18 protein-coding genes are annotated in these 18,568 nt (G+C 64.2%); 12 read left to right on the plus strand and 6 right to left on the minus strand.

The annotated features are described in order from the left end of the window. Nucleotides 1-19 precede the first annotated feature (19 nt). Both ACFPK0_RS11040 and ACFPK0_RS11045 read left to right on the plus strand, forming a co-directional pair. A complete protein-coding gene (locus ACFPK0_RS11040) occupies nt 20-913 on the plus strand; it encodes a hypothetical protein (RefSeq protein ID WP_377340781.1) in 894 nt (297 codons plus the stop codon). After that, on the plus strand, nt 886-2,982 hold the full coding sequence (locus ACFPK0_RS11045; protein ID WP_377340783.1) for an ATP-binding protein: 2,097 nt from the start codon (nt 886-888) through the stop codon (nt 2,980-2,982). Before ACFPK0_RS11040 ends, ACFPK0_RS11045 begins: the two co-directional genes overlap by 28 nt. Nucleotides 2,983-3,109: 127 nt before the next feature. Here the strand turns inward: ACFPK0_RS11045 and ACFPK0_RS11050 are convergent, their stop codons facing one another. After that, nucleotides 3,110-4,000 (minus strand): LysR family transcriptional regulator, encoded by an 891-nt coding sequence (locus ACFPK0_RS11050; protein ID WP_377340785.1) that lies wholly within the window; start codon nt 3,998-4,000, stop codon nt 3,110-3,112. Between the two features lie 18 nt (nt 4,001-4,018). Between ACFPK0_RS11050 and ACFPK0_RS11055 the strand changes: the two genes are divergently transcribed. Beyond that, entirely contained in the window at nt 4,019-4,735 is a 717-nt protein-coding gene (locus ACFPK0_RS11055) for an NADPH-dependent F420 reductase (RefSeq protein WP_377340788.1), read from the plus strand. 246 nt (nt 4,736-4,981) lie between these two features. On the opposite strand, the gene ACFPK0_RS11060 is transcribed toward ACFPK0_RS11055, so the two are convergent. Then, the gene (locus ACFPK0_RS11060; protein ID WP_377340790.1) at nt 4,982-5,959 is read right to left on the minus strand and encodes a LysR family transcriptional regulator; all 978 of its coding nucleotides are present in this window, start codon (nt 5,957-5,959) and stop codon (nt 4,982-4,984) included. Between the two features lie 270 nt (nt 5,960-6,229). On the opposite strand from ACFPK0_RS11060, the gene ACFPK0_RS11065 reads away from it, so the two are divergent. Continuing rightward, nucleotides 6,230-6,964 carry an SDR family NAD(P)-dependent oxidoreductase gene (locus ACFPK0_RS11065; protein ID WP_377340792.1) on the plus strand — a complete coding sequence of 245 codons (735 nt, stop codon included), beginning with the start codon at nt 6,230-6,232 and terminating at the stop codon, nt 6,962-6,964. Between the two features lie 411 nt (nt 6,965-7,375). On the opposite strand, the gene ACFPK0_RS11070 is transcribed toward ACFPK0_RS11065, so the two are convergent. After that, nucleotides 7,376-8,275 (minus strand): LysR family transcriptional regulator, encoded by a 900-nt coding sequence (locus tag ACFPK0_RS11070; protein ID WP_377340795.1) that lies wholly within the window; start codon nt 8,273-8,275, stop codon nt 7,376-7,378. 111 nt (nt 8,276-8,386) lie between these two features. Between ACFPK0_RS11070 and ACFPK0_RS11075 the strand changes: the two genes are divergently transcribed. Continuing rightward, entirely contained in the window at nt 8,387-9,127 is a 741-nt protein-coding gene (locus ACFPK0_RS11075) for an SDR family oxidoreductase (RefSeq protein WP_377340797.1), read from the plus strand. Nucleotides 9,128-9,518: 391 nt separating this feature from the next. Further along, nucleotides 9,519-10,682, plus strand: a complete 1,164-nt coding sequence (locus ACFPK0_RS11080) for an epoxide hydrolase family protein (protein ID WP_377340799.1) — start codon at nt 9,519-9,521, stop codon at nt 10,680-10,682. Between the two features lie 18 nt (nt 10,683-10,700). Here the strand turns inward: ACFPK0_RS11080 and ACFPK0_RS11085 are convergent, their stop codons facing one another. After that, on the minus strand, nt 10,701-11,378 hold the full coding sequence (locus ACFPK0_RS11085) for a class I SAM-dependent methyltransferase (RefSeq protein WP_377340801.1): 678 nt from the start codon (nt 11,376-11,378) through the stop codon (nt 10,701-10,703). Between the two features lie 50 nt (nt 11,379-11,428). Here ACFPK0_RS11085 and ACFPK0_RS11090 point away from each other — a divergent pair, with 50 nt between their 5' ends. From ACFPK0_RS11090 to ACFPK0_RS11105, 4 genes are all read left to right on the plus strand, one after another. Further along, a complete protein-coding gene (locus ACFPK0_RS11090; protein WP_377340803.1) occupies nt 11,429-11,881 on the plus strand; it encodes an Rrf2 family transcriptional regulator in 453 nt (150 codons plus the stop codon). Further along, nucleotides 11,844-12,773, plus strand: a complete 930-nt coding sequence (locus tag ACFPK0_RS11095; protein ID WP_426698194.1) for an NAD(P)/FAD-dependent oxidoreductase — start codon at nt 11,844-11,846, stop codon at nt 12,771-12,773. The genes ACFPK0_RS11090 and ACFPK0_RS11095 overlap by 38 nt, the downstream gene beginning before the upstream one ends. A 276-nt stretch (nt 12,774-13,049) precedes the next feature. After that, nucleotides 13,050-13,322, plus strand: a complete 273-nt coding sequence (locus ACFPK0_RS11100) for a biotin--protein ligase (RefSeq protein WP_377340806.1) — start codon at nt 13,050-13,052, stop codon at nt 13,320-13,322. Then, complete coding sequence (locus ACFPK0_RS11105; protein WP_056077596.1) at nt 13,319-14,095, plus strand: lipoate--protein ligase family protein; 777 nt, start codon at nt 13,319-13,321, stop codon at nt 14,093-14,095. Before ACFPK0_RS11100 ends, ACFPK0_RS11105 begins: the two co-directional genes overlap by 4 nt. A gap of 83 nt (nt 14,096-14,178) precedes the next feature. Here ACFPK0_RS11105 and ACFPK0_RS11110 read toward each other — a convergent pair whose 3' ends face one another. Next, nucleotides 14,179-14,571, minus strand: coding sequence for an NUDIX hydrolase (locus ACFPK0_RS11110; protein WP_056077592.1), 393 nt, complete (start codon nt 14,569-14,571; stop codon nt 14,179-14,181). Beyond that, nucleotides 14,568-15,068, minus strand: coding sequence for an NUDIX hydrolase (locus ACFPK0_RS11115; protein ID WP_056077590.1), 501 nt, complete (start codon nt 15,066-15,068; stop codon nt 14,568-14,570). The genes ACFPK0_RS11110 and ACFPK0_RS11115 overlap by 4 nt, the downstream gene beginning before the upstream one ends. A 155-nt stretch (nt 15,069-15,223) precedes the next feature. Here ACFPK0_RS11115 and ACFPK0_RS11120 point away from each other — a divergent pair, with 155 nt between their 5' ends. Together ACFPK0_RS11120 and ACFPK0_RS11125 are read left to right on the plus strand one after the other, a co-directional pair. After that, entirely contained in the window at nt 15,224-16,012 is a 789-nt protein-coding gene (locus tag ACFPK0_RS11120; protein ID WP_056602511.1) for a phosphodiester glycosidase family protein, read from the plus strand. Beyond that, nucleotides 16,012-18,417, plus strand: coding sequence for a penicillin acylase family protein (locus tag ACFPK0_RS11125; protein WP_377340810.1), 2,406 nt, complete (start codon nt 16,012-16,014; stop codon nt 18,415-18,417). The genes ACFPK0_RS11120 and ACFPK0_RS11125 overlap by 1 nt, the downstream gene beginning before the upstream one ends. The last annotated feature ends 151 nt before the right edge of the window (nt 18,418-18,568 follow it).

Genomic DNA, 18,568 nt, shown 5'->3' on the forward strand with positions numbered 1-18,568 from the left:
CGCTCAGTTGTTGGGCGCCATGGCACTGCTAATCAAGGAATTCGACAGATCGATGCACATGCACTATGTCTCCCAGTACAACTACTTCAAATCGCTAGACCGTCTGGCGCGGTCAAGTGACAACAAGACGGATCTGAATGAGGCAATTGCAGGCCTTAGTCGTTTCTCCCTCCGCGATGTCCTCAATAACGACGAGATCGTGACTATGTACCAGCACAAGACGACGCTCGGTGTCATCAAGCAATGGGCCAACAGTGGCGTAAAGGTAGATGCAAATGTAATTCGGGAGGATCTACGTCGCAGGGAGCGGTATTTCGTTCCTCAATACGTCATGAAGGTGAATACACCTCGGTACCATGCGAAACCGGAGTGTGAGTACCTGCGGGCGAACTTCGAGAACTTCGAGACGCCGCCAGAGATCGCGAAGCTTGGTCCAGAAAAAGTCCGCGACTTTCAGAACTTCTGCGACAAAGAGTGGCCCCAGTACAAAGACCGGCCAGTTGACATCTTCTGGGCCCATGTCGGAAGCCGCTTCGGCGTACCGATCAATCCGAAGGAGGTCTCATATGCTTCACAGGAACGTCCAGAGAGCGTTCGGGATCAAACCGAGTCCGAGCTGTTGGAGAAGATTCACAAGGGTGTTGAAAACGTACGGAACCATGCTAGATCTACTGGACTCAACGGGTACATTTACGCGCACCCCAAGAGGCTCTACTCGCTAACAAAGGATGAGAGGCTTGACGAGGCCAGAAGGCAGGCATTTCTGGAACTGCTGAAGCTCAAGAAGGCGATCAAGATGCTGGTCTTCAACTTCCACCGGATCGAGCTTGAAATGCCGGAAGGGTTATTGTCGGACGAGCTTCTCGAGGCGTTTGGATTCCTTCCATGCAACGCATGCTGCGGTATGCGCTGACTGGGCTTGCGCTGCAGAACTCGGTCTTGGCGCAACTGGCGGCGGCATACGTGCTTTGGGGAGTAATGCGGCAAAAGGTGTCCGTCAAACCAAAGCCAGCTCAGCCTGACCCGCTAACCGGAATGCATGAGCTTGGACCATATTCGTCGAATGAAGTATTCCCGTTGCTACGCCAGTTGCTCCAAGGCATCATCGAACAGCAGTCGGCTTGGCTGGGACAGACGCTCAGGGGGAGCGACCACATGCGCTTGGAAGCAGTCAGCATCACTAACTTCCGATGCTACGGTGAAGAAGTTCGGGTCGAACTGGGCGACCTGACCACCTTTGTCGGTCGCAACGACATCGGCAAATCGGCCATCCTAGAAACCTTGGAAATCTTCTTCAACGGGGACTTGGTCTCTATGGAGCAAGGAGACGCCAACGTCCACAACGCCGACAAAACCGTCTCAATCACCTGCGAATTCTCAGAGCTCCCGTCCAAGCTGACACTGGATGCGGGAGCCGAAACTACGCTAGCCGACGAATATTTGTTGGCCCAAGACGGACGGCTAAAAATCCGGAAGACCTTCGATTGCACGAGCAAGAAGCCGTCCGCGGAAGTCTTGGTCATCGCCAATCATCCCACTGCGGACGACTGCGCCAACCTGTTGGAGCTCAAGGAGAAAGACCTCCAGAAGCGCGTGAAAGATCTCGGGCTGGACGTCGCCCTGAAGGGCAACCCGAGGATGCGACGGGCGATTTGGGCGGGCGCCGGCGACCTGCGGCTCCGAGAGGTCGCTATTCCCGTGGGCAAGCCCAAGGAAGATGTGAAGCGGATATGGGAGCAGATCGAGCCGCACCTACCCATGTTCGCGCTGTTCCAAAGTGATCGGAGTAGCCGGGATTCCGATGACGAGGTGCAGAGCCCCATGAAGGCCGCCGTGGCTGCGGCGATCGCGGAAGTTCAGGAGGACATTGCACGCATCCAAGCCAAGGTGCGTGAGAAGGCGGAGGAGATTGCGCAGAATACACACGCCGCGCTGGCTACGATCGACCCGAACCTTGCCAGTGAACTGACGCCCGAGTTCAGCCCGCCCACCGCGGCCAAATGGCAGGGCCTGTTCTCCCTTGGATTGAACACCGACGACGGTATTCCCCTGAATAAGCGGGGCAGTGGCGTGCGGCGACTGGTCTTGGTGAGTTTCTTCAAAGCCGAGGCGGAGCGTCGCCTCAAGACCAGCGCCAAGCGCAGCATCATCTATGCCATCGAGGAGCCGGAAACTGCGCAGCATCCGAACAACCAACGCGTCCTCATCGACTCATTCAAGGCGCTGTCAGATGACCCAGGATGCCAAGTGATCCTGACCACCCATAGCCCTGGCTTCGCCTCCTCGCTTCCCCAGGACAGCATCCGCTACGTTTCGCGCCATGCCGAAACCAAAAAACCCCACATCCAATCTGGGGTCGATGTGTTTGGCCAAGTTGCAGAGGCGCTCGGTGTGACTCCGGACAGCCGCGTTCAAGTCTTGGTCTGCGTCGAGGGACCTACCGACGTCTTGGCGTTGAAGGCCCTGGCCAGTGCACTGCGCCAAGCTGACGCAACGCTGCCGAACATCGCAGCTGACGAGCGCGTGGCTTTCATTGTCCTCGGCGGTGGAACGCTAGAGCATTGGGTCAATCAACACTACTTGCGCGGCCTCAACAAACGTGAGGTGCACATTTATGACCGTGACGTACCTGGCTATGCGGAGTCTGCAAGGCGGGTCAATGAGCGGCAAGATGGCTCTTGGGCGGTTATCACCGCCAAACATGAGATTGAGAGCTACCTGCACAAGGACGCGATCTCGATGGCATTTGGCTTCGATATTGAGGTCACCGACCACCCAGTGGAGGGCAAAGCAACACCCAAGATCTTTGGTGAAGCGTTCGTAGCCCACACCGGCCATGGCAAGCCTCTCAAAGACTCCAATGCGAAAAGGAAGCTTGCTCAGCAAGCCTTCCCTTGCATGACAGCGGCAATGCTGGCTGAGCGCGATCCGGACGGCGAGGTTCGCGGCTGGCTCCGCCGCTTAGGCGAAATGCTGAACTGAACTAAAGGGGACGTGACCAATATGCACTGACCCTCGGTACTCAGCCCACGGAGCGCATGTAAGCGTTCCCCTGCGGACGTCCGTCCATGACCGACAACCCACGTAGACAGCCGCGCTTCGCACGAACCTAAGCCTCCCCAAGCAGCCCCACCAACCGCGCCTCACACGCCGACAAATCATGTCCCCGCCGCTGTGAAACCACGAACGTCAGCGAGCGGATGTGCCACGCGCGCCGCTCAAGTTCGACGAGCTGCCCACCGGCCAGATCCTCGGCGACGAGATGCCGAGGCAAGTGCCCCCAACCCAGCCCGGCTTTCAGCAAATCCCGTTTCGCCCCGAGATCGTTGACCAGCCACTGGCGCTTGCCGGCCACGCCCTCCTGGGTCTGGTCCGCGCCGGGCTGGTTGTCGGTGACTATGATCTGGGTGTAGCGGCCGAACTCATCCACAGGGATGGGTTTGGGGGTTGCCGCGAGGGGGAAGGATGGCGCGCATACGGTCACCATCTCCTCCTCGCGCAGCCAGTGGCGTTCGATGGCTTGCGGGTTCACTTCCGGCACGTCGTTGATGGTGACGGCCAGGGCGCACACTTTTTCAAGCACCAGCTTTTCGCCGCCCTGCATGGTGGTGATGCGCAGGTTGATCGCGGCGGTGGGGAACTCCTGCTGCAGCGTGCGCAGGCAGTCGATCAGGTGGGCGCGCGGGAAGTAGGCGTCGACCGCCACCGACACTTGCGGCACGCCGGCCCTGGCGATGGAACCGGCACGGTTCTTCATTTCCTCCGTGCGCGAGATCACCGCGCGCGCGTCGGGCAGGAGGCTGCGGCCCGCGGCGGTGAGCTGGGCCTTGCGCGTGTTGCGCTCGAACAACTCGACGTCGAACGCGCTTTCCAGCGCCTTGATCGCATGGCTGATGGCCGACTGCGCCCGCGCGAGCTTGCGCGCCGCGCCCGAGAAACTGCCCTGGTCGCACACCGCCACGAACGCGCGCAACTGGTTGATGGTGACGTTGTCGAGCATCAGTTATCCAAAAACTAGATGGTATTGAACGATGTTTCGTCAATTGTGTTGATGCGTCAAGCGACCCAGATTGGTTGGGCAACCGGCCCGCAGGGGCCGCAACCACTTCAAACACCTAGTGAAAAGGACAATCCCATGACTTACGCCATCATCGGTTTCGGCTCCATCGGCCAAGCCCTCGCCCGCGCGTTCGCCCGCAACAATATCGAAGTCACGGTCGCCAGCCGGCGGCCGCCCGAAGCGCTGTTGCCGCAGGCGCAGGCGATCGGGCCCAAGGTCATTCCCGGGACATTGCAGGAAGCCGCCAAGGCGGACGTCATCATTCTCGCGGTGCTGTTCGAGGGGCATCGGGACATCGGCAAGCTGCTTCCGGATTGGAAGGGCAAGACGATCATCGATGCGATGAACTCGAACGACCCTGTCGAAACGCTCGACAACCTTCCCTCTTCTGCCTTCGCCGCCAAGTCGTTCCCCGGCGCCAAATTCGTGAAGGGTTTCAATCACCTGCTGTCGCGCACCCTGGCCACCGACCCGAAGGCCGAGGGCGGCCACCGCGTCGTGTTCCTGTCCAGCGACGACGAAGCGGCCGCGGCGCAAGTCTCGGATGTGGCCAAGCAACTCGGCTTCGCTCCCGTCTACCTCGGCAAGTTCAACGAGGGCGGCAACCTGGTACAGGCACGCGGCCGCGTCTGGGGCCCGCTGATTTTCCAGGACCTGTTCAAGAAGGAGCAATGAGAGGCTGTGGATTCTTCAACCTCAAAATGGGGAAGACATTTGCAGGCGAACTTGCCAGTCGCGGTATCCGGATAAAACGATCAGTCCCGGGCCTACCGTCACGCCGATCTGGACCAGGCTCACAGGCGCAGCAGGTGAACAGTTGCAGGCCATGGGAAGATGCCGGAGCCAAGTGACAGACGCCAACTTTCGGCAAGAACGGGACCACGTTCACTTGCTGCTTGCGGGGAAGTGAACCTGGCTCCGTCAGGCTTTCGCCGCCGCCGATTCGGCCGCCAACTGTTCGGGGCGCGGGGTGTCGTCGCCGAGCGCGCGCATGTAATTTTCGTAGACTCTCAAGCGTTCGACCAGGAAGTCGACGAAGGCGCGTACTTTCGGTGATTGCACCTGTCCGCGCGGAAAGAGCGCATGGAGGTCGACGTCCGGACCGCGCCAGTCGGCCAGTACCCGCTGCACCAGGCCCTGCTCGACGTGGGCCCGCACCATCACGTCGCTGGTCAGCATGATGCCATCGCCGCCCAGCAACACCGCGCGCAGCGCGCTTGGGTCGTTCGAGACCATCACCGGGTCGACCGGGAAGTCGCGCGGCTTGCCGTTGCCATCGCCCAGCGTCCAGGTGAAGGCGTTGGCGTGGCGGTGGTTGGTCTGCGCCAATGCGCGATGGTGGATCAAATCGTCAGGATGCAGCGGCTCGCCGAAACGCTCGATGTAGCGCGGCGCCGCGTAGACTGCGGGGTGGAACACGCTAAGCCTGCGCGCCGCCAGGTTTGAATCCGCCAGCGTGCCCACGCGCATCGCCACGTCGATCTCGTCGGCGACGATGTCGAGATTGTCGTTGCTCAGCAGCAGTTCCACGTGCACTTCCGGATGGCGTGCGTGGAATTCGCTTAGCAAAGGCGCGACCCAGAAGTTGCCCACCGTGTGCGTTGCGGTAACGCGCAACCAGCCTCGCGGTCCGCTCTGCAACTCGCTTACCGCACTTTCCGCCTCGTCGAGGTCGCGCGCAATGCGTTGGCAATGCGCGAAATAGATGCTGCCCGCCTCGGTCAGTCCGAGCTTGCGGGTGGTGCGATGCAGTAGCTGGGCGCCCAGTCGCGCTTCCAGCTCCTGCACTTTGCGGCTGACCGCGGTCTTGGGCAGGTGCAGCGCCCGGGCGGCGGCGGTGAAGCTGCCCAGCTCGACCACCTTGACGAACACCAAGGTGTCATTGAGATCGCGGCTCATGGTGCCTCCCGGCGATTGTCCCGTTGGCGGGACAATCTTAGTCCCAATTGGCGACTAATCAAACGCCGTTGGCCCGATTAGATTGGGAACCAGGCATCACGAAGCTGCCCCATGTACCGCGATGTCCGTCAACTTTTCCACCGCACCGCGACATGGTTCCGCAGCGACTTGGAGCCCCCGATTAAGTCGAATCCCGGGACATTCCGAACGCGGGACTGAATGTGCCGGCGATGCGCCCCCAAACACATACACACACCAAGGATCCAAGACATGACCAAGCTAACTGGAAAAACCGCTGTGATCACCGACGGCGCTACGGGTATCGGCCTCGCGGCGGCAAAGCGCTTCATCGAGGAAGGCGCGTTCGTCTTCATCTTCGGCCGCCGGCAGGACGCGCTCGACGCAGCGGTGGCCGACCTCGGCCCGAATGCCCGTGGGGTGAAGGGATCGGTCTCCGATCTGGCCGACCTCGACCGGCTTTATGCGGCGGTGAAGGCCGAGCGCGGAACCCTCGACATCGTCTTCGCCAACGCCGGCGCGGGCAGCCAGCTTGCACTCGGCAAGATCACCGCCGAGCACATTGACGAAACCTTCGACACCAATGTGAAGGGCACGATCTTCACGGTGCAGAAAGCGCTGCCGCTGATGGGTCAGGGCGGTTCGATCATCCTGACCGGATCAAGCGCCGGCACCACCGGCGCCCCGGGCATGACCGCCTACAGCGCGAGCAAGGCGGCCGTGCGCAACCTCGCCAAGACCTGGGCGGAAGACCTGAAAGGCACCGGCATCCGCGTCAACGTGCTGTCGCCCGGGGCGACGGCGACCGAGCTGGCGAAGGAAGCGCTGGGCGTGGAAGGCCAGAAGGTCTTCGCCGCGATGACGCCGCTGCAGCGCATGGCCGATCCCTCGGAGATCGGTGCGGTCGCCGCCTTCCTCGCGTCGTCGGACAGCAGCTTCATGACCGCCAGCGAGGTCGCCGTCGACGGTGGTCTGGCGCAACTCTGACTTGCTGCGCGCGGCCGGGCACCGCCGCGCGTTTTCTTCAGAGGTCACGCCGATCGGAAGGAAACCCGCTTTCGCCCCCGACATAGCGGGCGACAAAACAGCGGAATTGCCGTCGTGTGCGGCGCGAGTCGCCCGCAGGGCGGGCGCCACTCCGTTCATCCCCTGGGGGATGCCGGCATTTCCAATCGAAGGAGAATATGCAAGGCGGGACGGTCGGAAACCGTAACCTCGGCGCATATTCGCGACCGATATTCGTAGGAGCCCGCTCGCAGGCAATGCTCTTGGCGTGGCATCCAGAAAACCGGAAAAGCATCGCCCGCGAGCGGGCTCCTACAACCATGTGGCGACGTTGATGGCGGCCACGGCAACCTGCCTGGATCAACACCGCCAGGCGGCAGCCCATTGCCCTTCTCAAGGGGCGTCGCGTGTTCGATATTGCTGCGCCAGCCAGTCGATGAAGACGCGCAGGCGCGGCGAAAGCTGACGTGTATGGGAATAGAGCGCATGCACCGGCAGGCGCGGCGGCGGGTAATCCGCCAGCAATTCGACAAGCGTACCGTTGGCAAGCTGGGAAACCACACCGTAGCGCGGCACCTGGATGATGCCGAGACCGGCACAGGCCGACCCAATGTTCGTGTCCGGTCCGGTGACCGTAACCACGGTGGGCAGCATCAATTCCTGAACGTTGCCCGCGACGGTAAAGGCGAGCGGCCTGATGGACGGTGAGTCAGGGGCCAGCAGACCCATCATCGTATGGCCGTTGGCGAGATCAGAGAGCGTGCGCGGCGTGCCGAAGCGAGCGAGATAGCCCGGGCTGGCGAAGGTGCCGCGCTTCAACTCGGCCAGCTTGCGGTAATAGAGCGAAGAATCTGTCAGCGTGCCGGCCCGCACGATGCAATCGAAGCCTTCTCGCACCATGTCGAGCGACTGGTGAAGTTCGCTTATGTGCAAGCTGATGTCGGGATAGCGCGCAAGAAAGTCCGGCAGCCCGGGCAGCAGGAAATAACGTGCCTGCGCACCATGCACATCGACGCGCAGCAGACCCGAAGGCTTGGCACCGCTGAACCCGGCCTCCGTATCCTCAAGATCGGCGATCAGGCGAACGCACCGCTGGTAATAGGCTTCGCCGTCCACCGTGGGCCGTACAACGCGCGTCGTTCTTTCGAGCAGGCGCACTCCCAACCGCTGCTCCAGTTGCTTGACGGCATCGGTGGCGGTCGAACGCGGCAAGCCCAGGTCGTCGGCCGCCAAGGTGAAGCTGCGCCGCTCGGCAACACGAGTGAAGATGCGCATGGCATCGAAGCGATCCATGTCACTTGTTCGCTATTTTCGAATAGTGATGCCAGATCATAGTTGATTATCCGAAGCATCGAAAAGAACAGACTCTCCTTTGTCAGCAACGCATCCCAAAGGAGAACTCGAATGACAACGACCACCCACAAGGTCGCCATCGTCACCGGCGCCTCGCGTGGCATCGGTGCAGCGATTGCCCAACGCCTCGCCAAAGACGGCTTCACGGTCGTGGTGAACTACGCCAGCAATGCCGGCGAGGCCGAGCAGCTGGCAGGCAAGATCGAGGCTGCCGGCGGCAAGGCGCTCACCGCGCAAGCCGATGTCAGCGATGCGGCCGCGGTGGCGCGTCTGTTCGACAGCACGGAAGCCGCTTTCGGCGGTATCGACGTTCTGATCAACAACGCCGGCATCATGCGGCTGGCGACGATTGCCGATGGCGATGACGCCCTCATCGACAGCCTGATTGCCACCAATCTCAAGGGCAGCATCTACACCCTGCGCGAAGCCGCACGGCGTCTGCGCGATGGCGGCCGGATCGTCAATTTCTCGACCAGCGTCGTCGGGCTCAAGCTGGAGACTTATGGCGTCTATGTCGCCACGAAGGCGGCCGTCGAAGGATTGACCGGCATCCTCGCCAAGGAACTGCGCGGCCGCAATATCACCGTCAATGCCATTGCGCCCGGGCCGACCGCGACAGCGCTCTTCCTCGACGGCAAGTCGCCGGAATTGATCGAGCGCACGTCGAAGATGAATCCGCTTGAACGGCTCGGCACGCCGGAGGACATTGCGGCGGCCGTCGCCTTTCTGGTCGGGCCCGATGGCGCATGGATCAACGGCCAGGTGCTGCGCGCCAATGGCGGCATTGTCTGATCCTTCAGCCCCTCAATCACGCGCCCAGGATCGCGATCAATTGAAGGGAATACTGTCATGTCCAGGAATATCCGTTGCAACCACGCGCGCCCCGGAAAGCTCAGGGTCTGCTGCTGCAGCCGCGATCGGACCGGGACAGCTCCCGAAGAAAACAGGCTGAAGCCTTCAAGGCGGGCAGCGTCTTTTAGCCGTCCGTTTCGAATCACACCAGGATGTCGCCAAGGCGTTGCCCGCCCGGAAGGGAACAGATCCTCATCGATCTGACCCATGCCTGCGTGCCCCCTGAGGTGCCGCTAGTACGGCCTTCCTGCAGGAATGGAGTAGTTTGCACACGAGTGTCCGTGCGCATCGTCGTGTGCACGGCGAAGCAAACGTTCAGGAGAACGAGGCAATGGCCGAATCGGCGCCCATACCCCCACCGCTCGTCCGCCCCTTCACCGTCTCGATCCCGGATGCCGAGATCGAGGACCTGAAGCGGCGGCTGGCCAGAACGCGCTGGCCGGCTCAGGAAACCGTCGCCGACTGGTCGCAAGGTGTTCGCCTGGACCATGCGAAATCACTCATCGACTACTGGGCGCGCAAGTACGACTGGCGCCGATTCGAGTCCGAGCTCAATCGTTTCCCGCAATTTCTGACCGCGATCGATGGGCTGGATATCCACTTCATCCATGTCAGATCAAAGCATCCGAACGCGATGCCGCTCATCCTGACGCATGGATGGCCCGGTTCGATCGTCGAGTTCCTGAAAGTGATTGGCCCGCTGACTGATCCGGTGGCGTTCGGCGGAAACGCCGACGATGCATTTGATGTCGTGATCCCGTCGCTGCCCGGCTTCGGGTTTTCCCAGAAGCCTGCAGAAACGGGCTGGTCGGTCTCGCGTATCGCCGCCGCGTGGGTGGAACTCATGAAGCGCCTTGGCTATACGAAGTGGGCCGCCCAGGGCGGTGATTGGGGTGCCGTCATCACCTCCGTGCTCGGGGTCATGCAGCCCGAGGGACTGCTCGGCATTCACTTGAACAGCCAATACGCGTTTCCCGCGCAGATACCCGACACGCTGTCGCCCGAAGAGCAATACGCCGTGGATTCCCTCGCCCTGTACAACGGCGACATGGGTGGCGCCAATCACCTTCAGGCCACGAAGCCGGCGACCATCGGCTTCGCCCTGGCGGACTCGCCGGCGGGCCAGGTGGCCTGGATCTACGACAAGTTCCAAGCCAAGACGGACAACCACGGACTCGCCGAGGACGCCCTCGGCACCGATGAGATCCTGGACGCGATATCGCTCTACTGGTTCACCAACACCGCCGCATCGTCCGCGCGCATCTACTGGGAAAACAAGGCGGGCAGCATGGCCGGGCCCAAACTGACGCTGCCGGTCGCGGTGACCGTGTTTCCCCGCGACATCCCGCGCCTGCCCCGAAGCTGGATCGAAGACACCTACGCCAACCTGATCCACTACGGCGAAGCCGACAAGGGCGGACACTACGCCGCCTTCGAACAGCCCGGGATCCTGGTCAGCGAAATTCGCACCAGCCTGCGGAGCCTGCGCCCCTGAAAACGCAGATCGGCGAACCTATAACCCCGCATACGCCACCCAACCCTTGAACGTGAAAGCCGCATAGAAGAGCTCCGGTCGCTCGAAGCCCGCCTGCTCCAGCAGGTCGACCTCGGCTCCGGGAGAAAGCGTCGGGAGACGGCTGGTCATCGCTTCGACCGTGGCGATCGGGTTTGCCACCGGCATGCCGTTTGAGGTCATGAAGGCTACGTGCCGCTGCAACCAGCGCCTCTTTTCATCGGGCGCATCGGGAACGCTGTGGTGCGCCATGACCAACGGCGCGCCGGGTTTCAATCGGCACCGCAGCTGGCGCAGCGTGTGCAGGCGCTGCTCGATGGACAGGAAGTGCATGGTGAGCAGGCAAGCCGCGCCATCGAATTCGATGAGCGGAGCCGCATCAATGTATCCCTCCAGCAACTCCACTTTCGGCGCCAGCGGCCCCAGCGTCTGGACGGCCAATTCCAGCATCGGCGCAGACGGATCCACACCTAGCAGACGCCACTGCGGGTAGGTCTCGGCAAAGGCCTTGAGTTCCATGCCTCCGCCGGCGCCGAGTACCAGCACACGCCCGTCGGGCGGCACGCGCTCGTGCAGGAGCAGGCCGGCCATCTGGTGCAGCGCATGCAGCCCGGGCACCTGCCGCAGTGGCCCATCCGTGTACCGCGCCACCGCTTGTGGATCATTGAAAGAAGACATGTTGCTCTCGCTGCTTGACACTCAGGCACAAACGTAACATCGTTTGTTACATGAAACGAGACAGCCGACTTTCCGCCGTACTCCACGCCTTGCTGCACATGGCCGAGCGCCATACGCCGATGACATCCGATGCGCTGGCGCAGTGCCTGGGCACGCATCCGGTGGTGGTCCGCCGCACCATGGGCCTGCTGCGGGAGGCCGGCCTGGTCACCGCGGATCGGGGCCACGCCGGCGGCTGGCGCATCTCGGCAGACCTCACCAAGGTCACCTTGCGCCAGCTGCATGAAGCGCTGGGCGAGCCTGCGCTGTTCGCCGTGGGCAACCGGAGCGAGCATCCATCATGCCTCGTCGAGCAGGTGATCAATGCCGCGCTCGACACAGCGTTTGCCGACGCCGAAGCGCTGCTGCTGCAGCGCTTCGAATCGGTCACCCTGGCCGCACTGGCCGCGGATTTCACGCGCCGTCATGGCGCCCATCGATCGAGGCACCGGCATGAAGCATGACGCGATGAAGTACGACGTGATCATCGTCGGTGGCAGCTATTCGGGCATGGCCGCTGCCCTGCAATTGCTGCGGGCACGCCGCAGCGTGCTCATCATCGACGGTGGCAAACGGCGCAACCGCAGCGCCAGCCACTCACACGGATTCCTGGGCAGCGACGGCGTCGATCCTGCCGAGCTGGCCCGCGTCGCCCGTGCGCAACTCGAGGCGTATCCCACGCTGACCTGGCAGGACGACGATGTCGGGCGGGCCAGCGGCACGATGGACGACTTCCAGGTGACCTGCGGCGACACGATCTATACCGCCAGGCGCCTGCTGCTGGCGATCGGCGTATCGGACCGGCTGCCCGCGATCCCTGGCGTGGCCGAACGCTGGGGCAAGAGCATCTTCCACTGCCCGTACTGCCACGGCTATGAACTGCACCGGGGCCGCGTTGGCGTCATCGCCACCGGACCGATGTCGATCCATCAGGCGCAGCTGCTGCCGGAGTGGGGAGACACCACGTTCTTCCTCAACGGCACGTTCGAACTCGACCAGGCCGCCGAGGACGAGTTGATTCGGCGCGGCGTGACGATCGAGACCACTCGCATTCGCCAGATTGACGGGAGCGCCGATGTGGTGCTCTCCGACGGAAGGCGAATGAGCTTCGCCGGCCTGTTCACCGCGCCGCATAACGAACCTTCCACGCCGATCGCCGCGCAGCTCGGCTGCGAAATTGTCGAAACCGTGATGGGCACGCAGATAGGCACCGGCGAAGCCAGGGAAACCACCGTCCCCGGCGTATTCGCCTGCGGCGACGCCGCAAGGATGCCGCACTCGGTGTCGCTCGCGGTGGGTGATGGTGCGTGGGCCGGCGCGCAGCTTCACCGATCACTGGTGTGGCCAGCGTCGTAGATGGTGGGCGCCCGGGACCACCAGGCTTGCGGGCATGAGGACCGATTCCGGGCTGCTCGAGGGCCTGCCTGACCGCTCATCCGTCCCTCAGGTTCATTGCGCGAAAAAATTTCGCGACGGCGGCCGACTCGATCGGATGTCTCCCCCTCAAAAGGGGAAGATCAACGTCCCATGACCACACGATGGCGATGCATCGATTCCGCCACCCATTCGCACGCGCGATAATCCCGGTCTGTTCCTTCGCGAGGAAAACCGTCGATGCATGGCGAATACAAGATGCCCGGCGGCAAGCTGGTGGTGGTCGATCTCGATGTCCACGATGGGCGACTGGCCCAGGTGCAACTGAGCGGTGATTTTTTCCTGGAACCGGACAGCGCACTGCGCACCATCGACGCGGCGCTCGAAGGCCAGCCCGCCGACATGGACGAAGCCGGCCTCGCCCGCAGCATCCGCAACGCGCTCGCGCCCGACGTCATGATGTACGGCATTTCGCCCGAGGCCATTGCCGTGGCTGTGCGCCGCGCGCTGCAAGGGGAGCACCTCGCATGATGCGCACCGAATGGCACGACCACGACTGGCAGCTGATCCACACCGCGCCGCAATCGCCAAGCCTGCACATGGCGCTGGACGACGTACTTACCCACGAGGTCGGCGCCGGTCGCCGCAAACCCACCGTGCGCATCTGGGAGTGGGCATCACCCGCGGTGGTGATCGGCCGCTTCCAGTCACTGCGCAACGAGGTCGACGCCGAGGCCGCGCAACGCCACGGCATCGAGGTGGTGCGGCGCATCTCGGGCGGCGGCGCGATGTTCATCGAGCCGGGCAATACCATCACCTATTCGATCTACGCGCCGCTCTCGCTGATCAAGGACATGTCGTTCCAGCAGGCGTACGCGTTCATGGATGCGTGGGTAATCGAGGCGCTGGGCGAGCTGGGCATCAAGGCCTGGTACCAGCCGCTGAACGACATCACTTCCGAAGGCGGCAAGATCGCCGGCGCGGCGCAGGCACACCGCGGCGGTGCGGTGCTGCACCACGTGACCATGGCCTATGACATCGACGCAGCGAAGATGCTGGACGTATTGCGCATCGGCCGCGAGAAACTGTCCGACAAGGGCACCACCAGCGCCGCCAAGCGCGTCGACCCGCTACGCAGCCAGACCGGCCTGCCACGCGAGATGGTGATCGAACGGATGATCGCCACCTTCCGCCGCCTGCATGGCCTCACCGACGATACGCTGCGCGCTGACGAACTGACCCAGGCCGAAACGCTCGCACAAACCCGCTTCGGCAACGCGACCTGGCTTGCCGACGTCCCCTGACAGCGCCGCAGCACGCCGGTGCGCATCGCGATCCGCAGAAGTCCGACGTGGCCATCGTGGTTTTCACCCCGGCGCGACGACGATCACAGCAACGGCAGGATGTTTTCCCGGCTCAGTTGCGCCACCGGCACGTCCGGTGCGGCGGGGTCGATCCAGTGCAGTTCGGCAATCTCGGCCTGCGCGGTGATCGTGCCGGTGACTTGCACCACGTAGACCACCGCCTCGACCACGTAGCCCGGCTCGTTCGCCGCTGGCGCGCTGCAACGGCACAGCAGCGAAGCCGAGCCGGCGACGAGTTCGCAACCCAGCTCTTCGCGCAGCTCGCGCGCCAGCGTGGCGAGGTCGTCGGCATCACCGGGTTCGCGCTTGCCGCCCGGCTGCTGGAACACCTGTGCACCGTGCTTGCGCACCAGCAGGCTGCGGCCGGCGTGATCGCCGATCACCGCCGCGACGATGTGGATGCGCCTGTCGCTCACAACCGGCTGTACGACCACGACTGCATGCGCCCGTCCTTGTATGGCATCACGCCGTGGAACGGTCGCGGGTCGCCGTCGAACACCAGCGGCAGGAAGTGGCGGTCGCCTTCCCACATCGGCAGTTCCATCAGCTTGTCGCGGGCCACCCAGCGCAGCGTGCCTTCGTGATTGGCGGTGAGCGGCGTGCCGCTGTAGCGGTCGATCACGAAGATGAAACCCAGCCAGTCCTCGCCGTGCTTGCCGAAGCCGGGCCAGTTCAGCGTGCCGCGCAACTGCATCGATTCGCAGCTGATGCCCGCCTCCTCCATGATCTCGCGCCGCATGCAGGTCGCGATGTCCTCGCCCGGCTCCATCTTGCCGCCCAGGCCGTTGTACTTGCCCAGGTGGTGGTCGTCCGGGCGCGTATTGCGATGGATCATCAACACCTCGCGCTGGTCCGGCGACAACACGTAACCGAGCGTGGCGACAATGGGTGCGTACGGAGGCAAGGCGGACATGCGTGAATCGCTGGCGGAAAGCCCACAAGTCTAGCCGCTGCATGGCTCGCCTGCCCGCCGCGGCTTCGGACGGTGCAAGGACGGGCTTGCATGGAGACAGCCGGGGCGGCGACCATCGGGGGATGTCGTCTTTCCGTTTGCTACCCCATTCACGCATGTCCGGCCCGCACCGCGCGCCCGTCGTGTTCATCCTGCTTCTCCTCCTGACCGTGCTGGCCGGCTGCACCGCGCGGGCGCGGGCGGTGGCCAGTGACGAGCTGGCGTTCGAGGGCCAGAACTATCGCGTGGTGCGGCTGGACCTGCACCGCCATGCGCTGACCCTGCACTGGCGCGAACCGGCCAGCGGCCAACCGTTCGGCAGCATCGAGACACTGCGCCGTTGGGGCGAGACACGCGGCCAGCGCCTGTTGTTTGCCGCCAACGCGGGCATCTACGACAAGCAGTTCGCGCCACTGGGCCTGTACGTGGAGAACGGCAAGGCGCTGGTGCCGCTGAACCTGGCCCATGGCAACCCGGCGTCGGGCAATTTCTCGCTGCTGCCCAACGGCGTGTTCGCCGTGTATCCGGATGGCCACGCCGCCGTGCGCACCAGCACCGATTTCAAGGCGGATGGCAAACCCGTGCAGTGGGCTAGCCAGTCCGGCCCGATGCTGTTGATCGACGGCAAGCTCAACCCGCAATTCGTGGGCGACTCGGCCAGCCTGAAGTGGCGCAGCGGCGTCTGCGCCCGCGGCCCGTACGAGGTGGTGTTCGCCGTCAGCGAGGCGCCGGTCAACTTCCACACGTTTGGACGTCTGTTTCGCGACAAGCTCGGCTGCCGCGACGCGCTCTACCTCGACGGCAGCATCTCGCAGATGTATGTCGACGACGAGGGTTACGCCGGCGCACCGGCCTTCATGGTCAAGCCATACGCAGGCATCTTTGCCGTGTTCGCCACGCCGTGATGGCGCGGCGACCCAATGTCTGGCGCGGGCTCGCGCTGGCGGTTCCGGCGCTGTTGCTGATAGCCGGCATCGCGCTGTGGTGGGCGCTTGCCGGCAGCCGCGCGCGGCTCGACGGCACGTTGCATCTGGGCGGTTTGCAGTCAGCGGTAAGCGTGCAGCGCGACGCGCTGGGCACGGTGACGCTCACCGGCAAGCGCCGCGCCGATCTCGACTACGCACTGGGCTACGTGCATGCGCAGGAGCGCTTCTTCGAGATGGACCTGATGCGCCGCATGCCTGTCGGCGAATTGTCGGCGCTGGTCGGGCCGGCCGCATTGCCGACTGATCTCAACCACCGGCGCCATCGCCTGCGCGCGGTGGCCGATGCGGCTTACGCGCAATTGCCGCAAGAGCAGAAGCAGCAACTCGACCACTACCGCGACGGCGTCAACGCGGGCCTGGCCGACCTGCGCGTGAAGCCGTGGGAATACCTGCTGCTGGGCACGAAGCCGCAACCATGGCAGTCGCCGGACAGCCTGCTGCTGGTTGCCGCCATGTATCTCGACCTCAACGGCGATGGCCTCAACGCGCGCGAACTGCACATCGCGCAGATGCGTGCGGTGCTGCCCGGCGCCCTGGTGGATTTTCTGCTGTCGCCCGATCCGGATTGGGAGGCGCCGCTGCGCGGGCGGCTGTCGCGTTCGCCGGTGGTTCCCGGTTCGGGCATATTCGACTTGCGCCAGCTGGTGCCCGCCAAGCCGACTGACCTGACGGCCGCATTGGCACCCGCACTCGATGCACCGCGCCCCGGCAGCAACAGTTTTGCCGTCGCCGGTGCGCTCACCAACAACGGCGCGGCGCTGCTCGCCAACGACATGCACCTGGGCCTGCGCGTGCCCAACATCTGGTTTCGCACCCGCCTGCGTTATCCCGACCCCACCGCGCCGGGCGGCCAGCGCGACGTCAACGGCGTGAGCCTGCCCGGCACGCCGGCCATCGTGGTCGGCTCGAACGGCCAGGTCGCCTGGGGTTTCACCAACAGCTATGGCGACTGGCTGGACTGGGTGCGCGTGCAGCGCGATCCGCACGACGCCACCCGCTACAAGGTGCCCGGCGGCTGGGCCACGATCGAGCGCCACGTCGAACACATCCAGGTGAAAGGCCAGCCCGATACGCTGCTCACCGTCGAGGACACGCGCTGGGGCCCGATCATGGGCCGCGATGCCGACGGCACGCCGCTGGCGTTGCAATGGAGCGGCGCCGCGCCGCGCAACTACAACCTGGCGCTGATGCAGATGGAGCGCGCACCGAGCACGCACGCGGCGCTGGCGCTGGCACCGCAGTTCGGCATGCCGGTGCAGAACATGCTGGTGGCCGACAGCGCCGGGCATATCGGCTGGACGATCGCCGGCATCGGCGTGCCCCTGCGCGGCAACGGCGACCCCAGCATGCCGTTCGACGGCGCGCAGCCGGGCAGCGGCCGGCAGGGCTGGGCCAAACCCCCGCAGTACCCGCGTATCGAAGACCCGGCCGGCGGCCGGCTGTGGACCGCCAACAACCGCACCATCGACGGCGATGCGCTGACCCTGCTCGGCAACGGCGGCCACGACCTCGGCGCCCGTGCGCAGCAGATCCGCGACGACCTGCACGCGCGCACCGGTTTCACGCCCGGCAGCCTGCTCGACATCCAGCTCGATGACCGCGCGATCTTCCTCAGCCGCTGGCAGGGGCTGCTGCAGAACGCGCTCGCCGGCAGCAACGATCCCGACCTGCAGCAGCTGCGCAAACTCACCGCGCACTGGCATGGCCATGCCTCCGTCGGCAGCGTGGACTACCGGCTGGTGCGCGCGTTCCGCAACGAGGTGACCGCGGCCGTGCTGGCACCGTTCGTCCGTCGCGTGGCGCAGCAACACGGCGACTTCACGTGGCCCGGCGAAAACAGTGCGGAAGCCGCGGTGTGGGCGCTGGTGCATGTGCAACCGCCATATCTGCTGGATCCTGCCTACCCCGACTGGCACGCCTTGCTGGTGGCCAGCGCCAAACGCGTGGCGACCGAACTGGGCAAGCAGCCCGGCGGCCTCGCCGCCCGCACCTGGGGCGAACACAACCGCAGCGGGATCAACCACCCGCTGTCGGCCGCGCTGCCGGCATGGCTGGGCCGTTACCTCGACATGCCGTCGCAACCGCAAGCCGGCGACAGCAACATGCCGCGCGTGGCCGCACCGTCGTCCGGCGCCTCCGAACGGCTGGACGTGGCACCCGGCCACGAAGCCCACGGCATCCTGCAAATGCCCGGCGGCCAGAGCGACCATCCGTTGTCGCCGTTCTACGGCGCCGGCCATGCGGACTGGGCCAACGGCAGGCCGACGCCGCTGCTGCCTGGCACCACGCAACACACGCTGACCCTGCAGCCGCTCGCCCACTGATGCGCTGAACGCCGCGCCGACGGAGTTCCGCGGCACGGCGGCCCATTCCTGCGTCATTCGACCGCACGGATCACCCGGGTGAATCTGACTGAAGTCAAAAGCTGTCCTCTGGCGCGCGCGCATGATCCGCACCGTCCACAGGATGCGTTCC

It is taken from the genome of Rhodanobacter ginsenosidimutans, assembly GCF_042655685.1.
Classification (GTDB): Bacteria; Pseudomonadota; Gammaproteobacteria; order Xanthomonadales; family Rhodanobacteraceae; genus Rhodanobacter; species Rhodanobacter ginsenosidimutans.

Coding starts and splice junctions, on each gene's coding strand:
- ACFPK0_RS11075 (WP_377340797.1), top strand. CDS start 8,387: ATGACAACGACCACCCACAAGGTCGCCATCGTCACCGGCGCCTCGCGT.
- ACFPK0_RS11105 (WP_056077596.1), top strand. CDS start 13,319: ATGATGCGCACCGAATGGCACGACCACGACTGGCAGCTGATCCACACC.
- ACFPK0_RS11070 (WP_377340795.1), bottom strand. CDS start 8,275: ATGGATCGCTTCGATGCCATGCGCATCTTCACTCGTGTTGCCGAGCGG.
- ACFPK0_RS11080 (WP_377340799.1), top strand. CDS start 9,519: ATGGCCGAATCGGCGCCCATACCCCCACCGCTCGTCCGCCCCTTCACC.
- ACFPK0_RS11060 (WP_377340790.1), bottom strand. CDS start 5,959: ATGAGCCGCGATCTCAATGACACCTTGGTGTTCGTCAAGGTGGTCGAG.
- ACFPK0_RS11125 (WP_377340810.1), top strand. CDS start 16,012: ATGGCGCGGCGACCCAATGTCTGGCGCGGGCTCGCGCTGGCGGTTCCG.
- ACFPK0_RS11050 (WP_377340785.1), bottom strand. CDS start 4,000: ATGCTCGACAACGTCACCATCAACCAGTTGCGCGCGTTCGTGGCGGTG.
- ACFPK0_RS11090 (WP_377340803.1), top strand. CDS start 11,429: ATGAAACGAGACAGCCGACTTTCCGCCGTACTCCACGCCTTGCTGCAC.
- ACFPK0_RS11055 (WP_377340788.1), top strand. CDS start 4,019: ATGGTATTGAACGATGTTTCGTCAATTGTGTTGATGCGTCAAGCGACC.
- ACFPK0_RS11120 (WP_056602511.1), top strand. CDS start 15,224: ATGTCCGGCCCGCACCGCGCGCCCGTCGTGTTCATCCTGCTTCTCCTC.
- ACFPK0_RS11040 (WP_377340781.1), top strand. CDS start 20: ATGGCACTGCTAATCAAGGAATTCGACAGATCGATGCACATGCACTAT.
- ACFPK0_RS11085 (WP_377340801.1), bottom strand. CDS start 11,378: ATGTCTTCTTTCAATGATCCACAAGCGGTGGCGCGGTACACGGATGGG.
- ACFPK0_RS11065 (WP_377340792.1), top strand. CDS start 6,230: ATGACCAAGCTAACTGGAAAAACCGCTGTGATCACCGACGGCGCTACG.
- ACFPK0_RS11115 (WP_056077590.1), bottom strand. CDS start 15,068: ATGTCCGCCTTGCCTCCGTACGCACCCATTGTCGCCACGCTCGGTTAC.
- ACFPK0_RS11045 (WP_377340783.1), top strand. CDS start 886: ATGCAACGCATGCTGCGGTATGCGCTGACTGGGCTTGCGCTGCAGAAC.
- ACFPK0_RS11100 (WP_377340806.1), top strand. CDS start 13,050: ATGCCCGGCGGCAAGCTGGTGGTGGTCGATCTCGATGTCCACGATGGG.
- ACFPK0_RS11095 (WP_426698194.1), top strand. CDS start 11,844: ATGGCGCCCATCGATCGAGGCACCGGCATGAAGCATGACGCGATGAAG.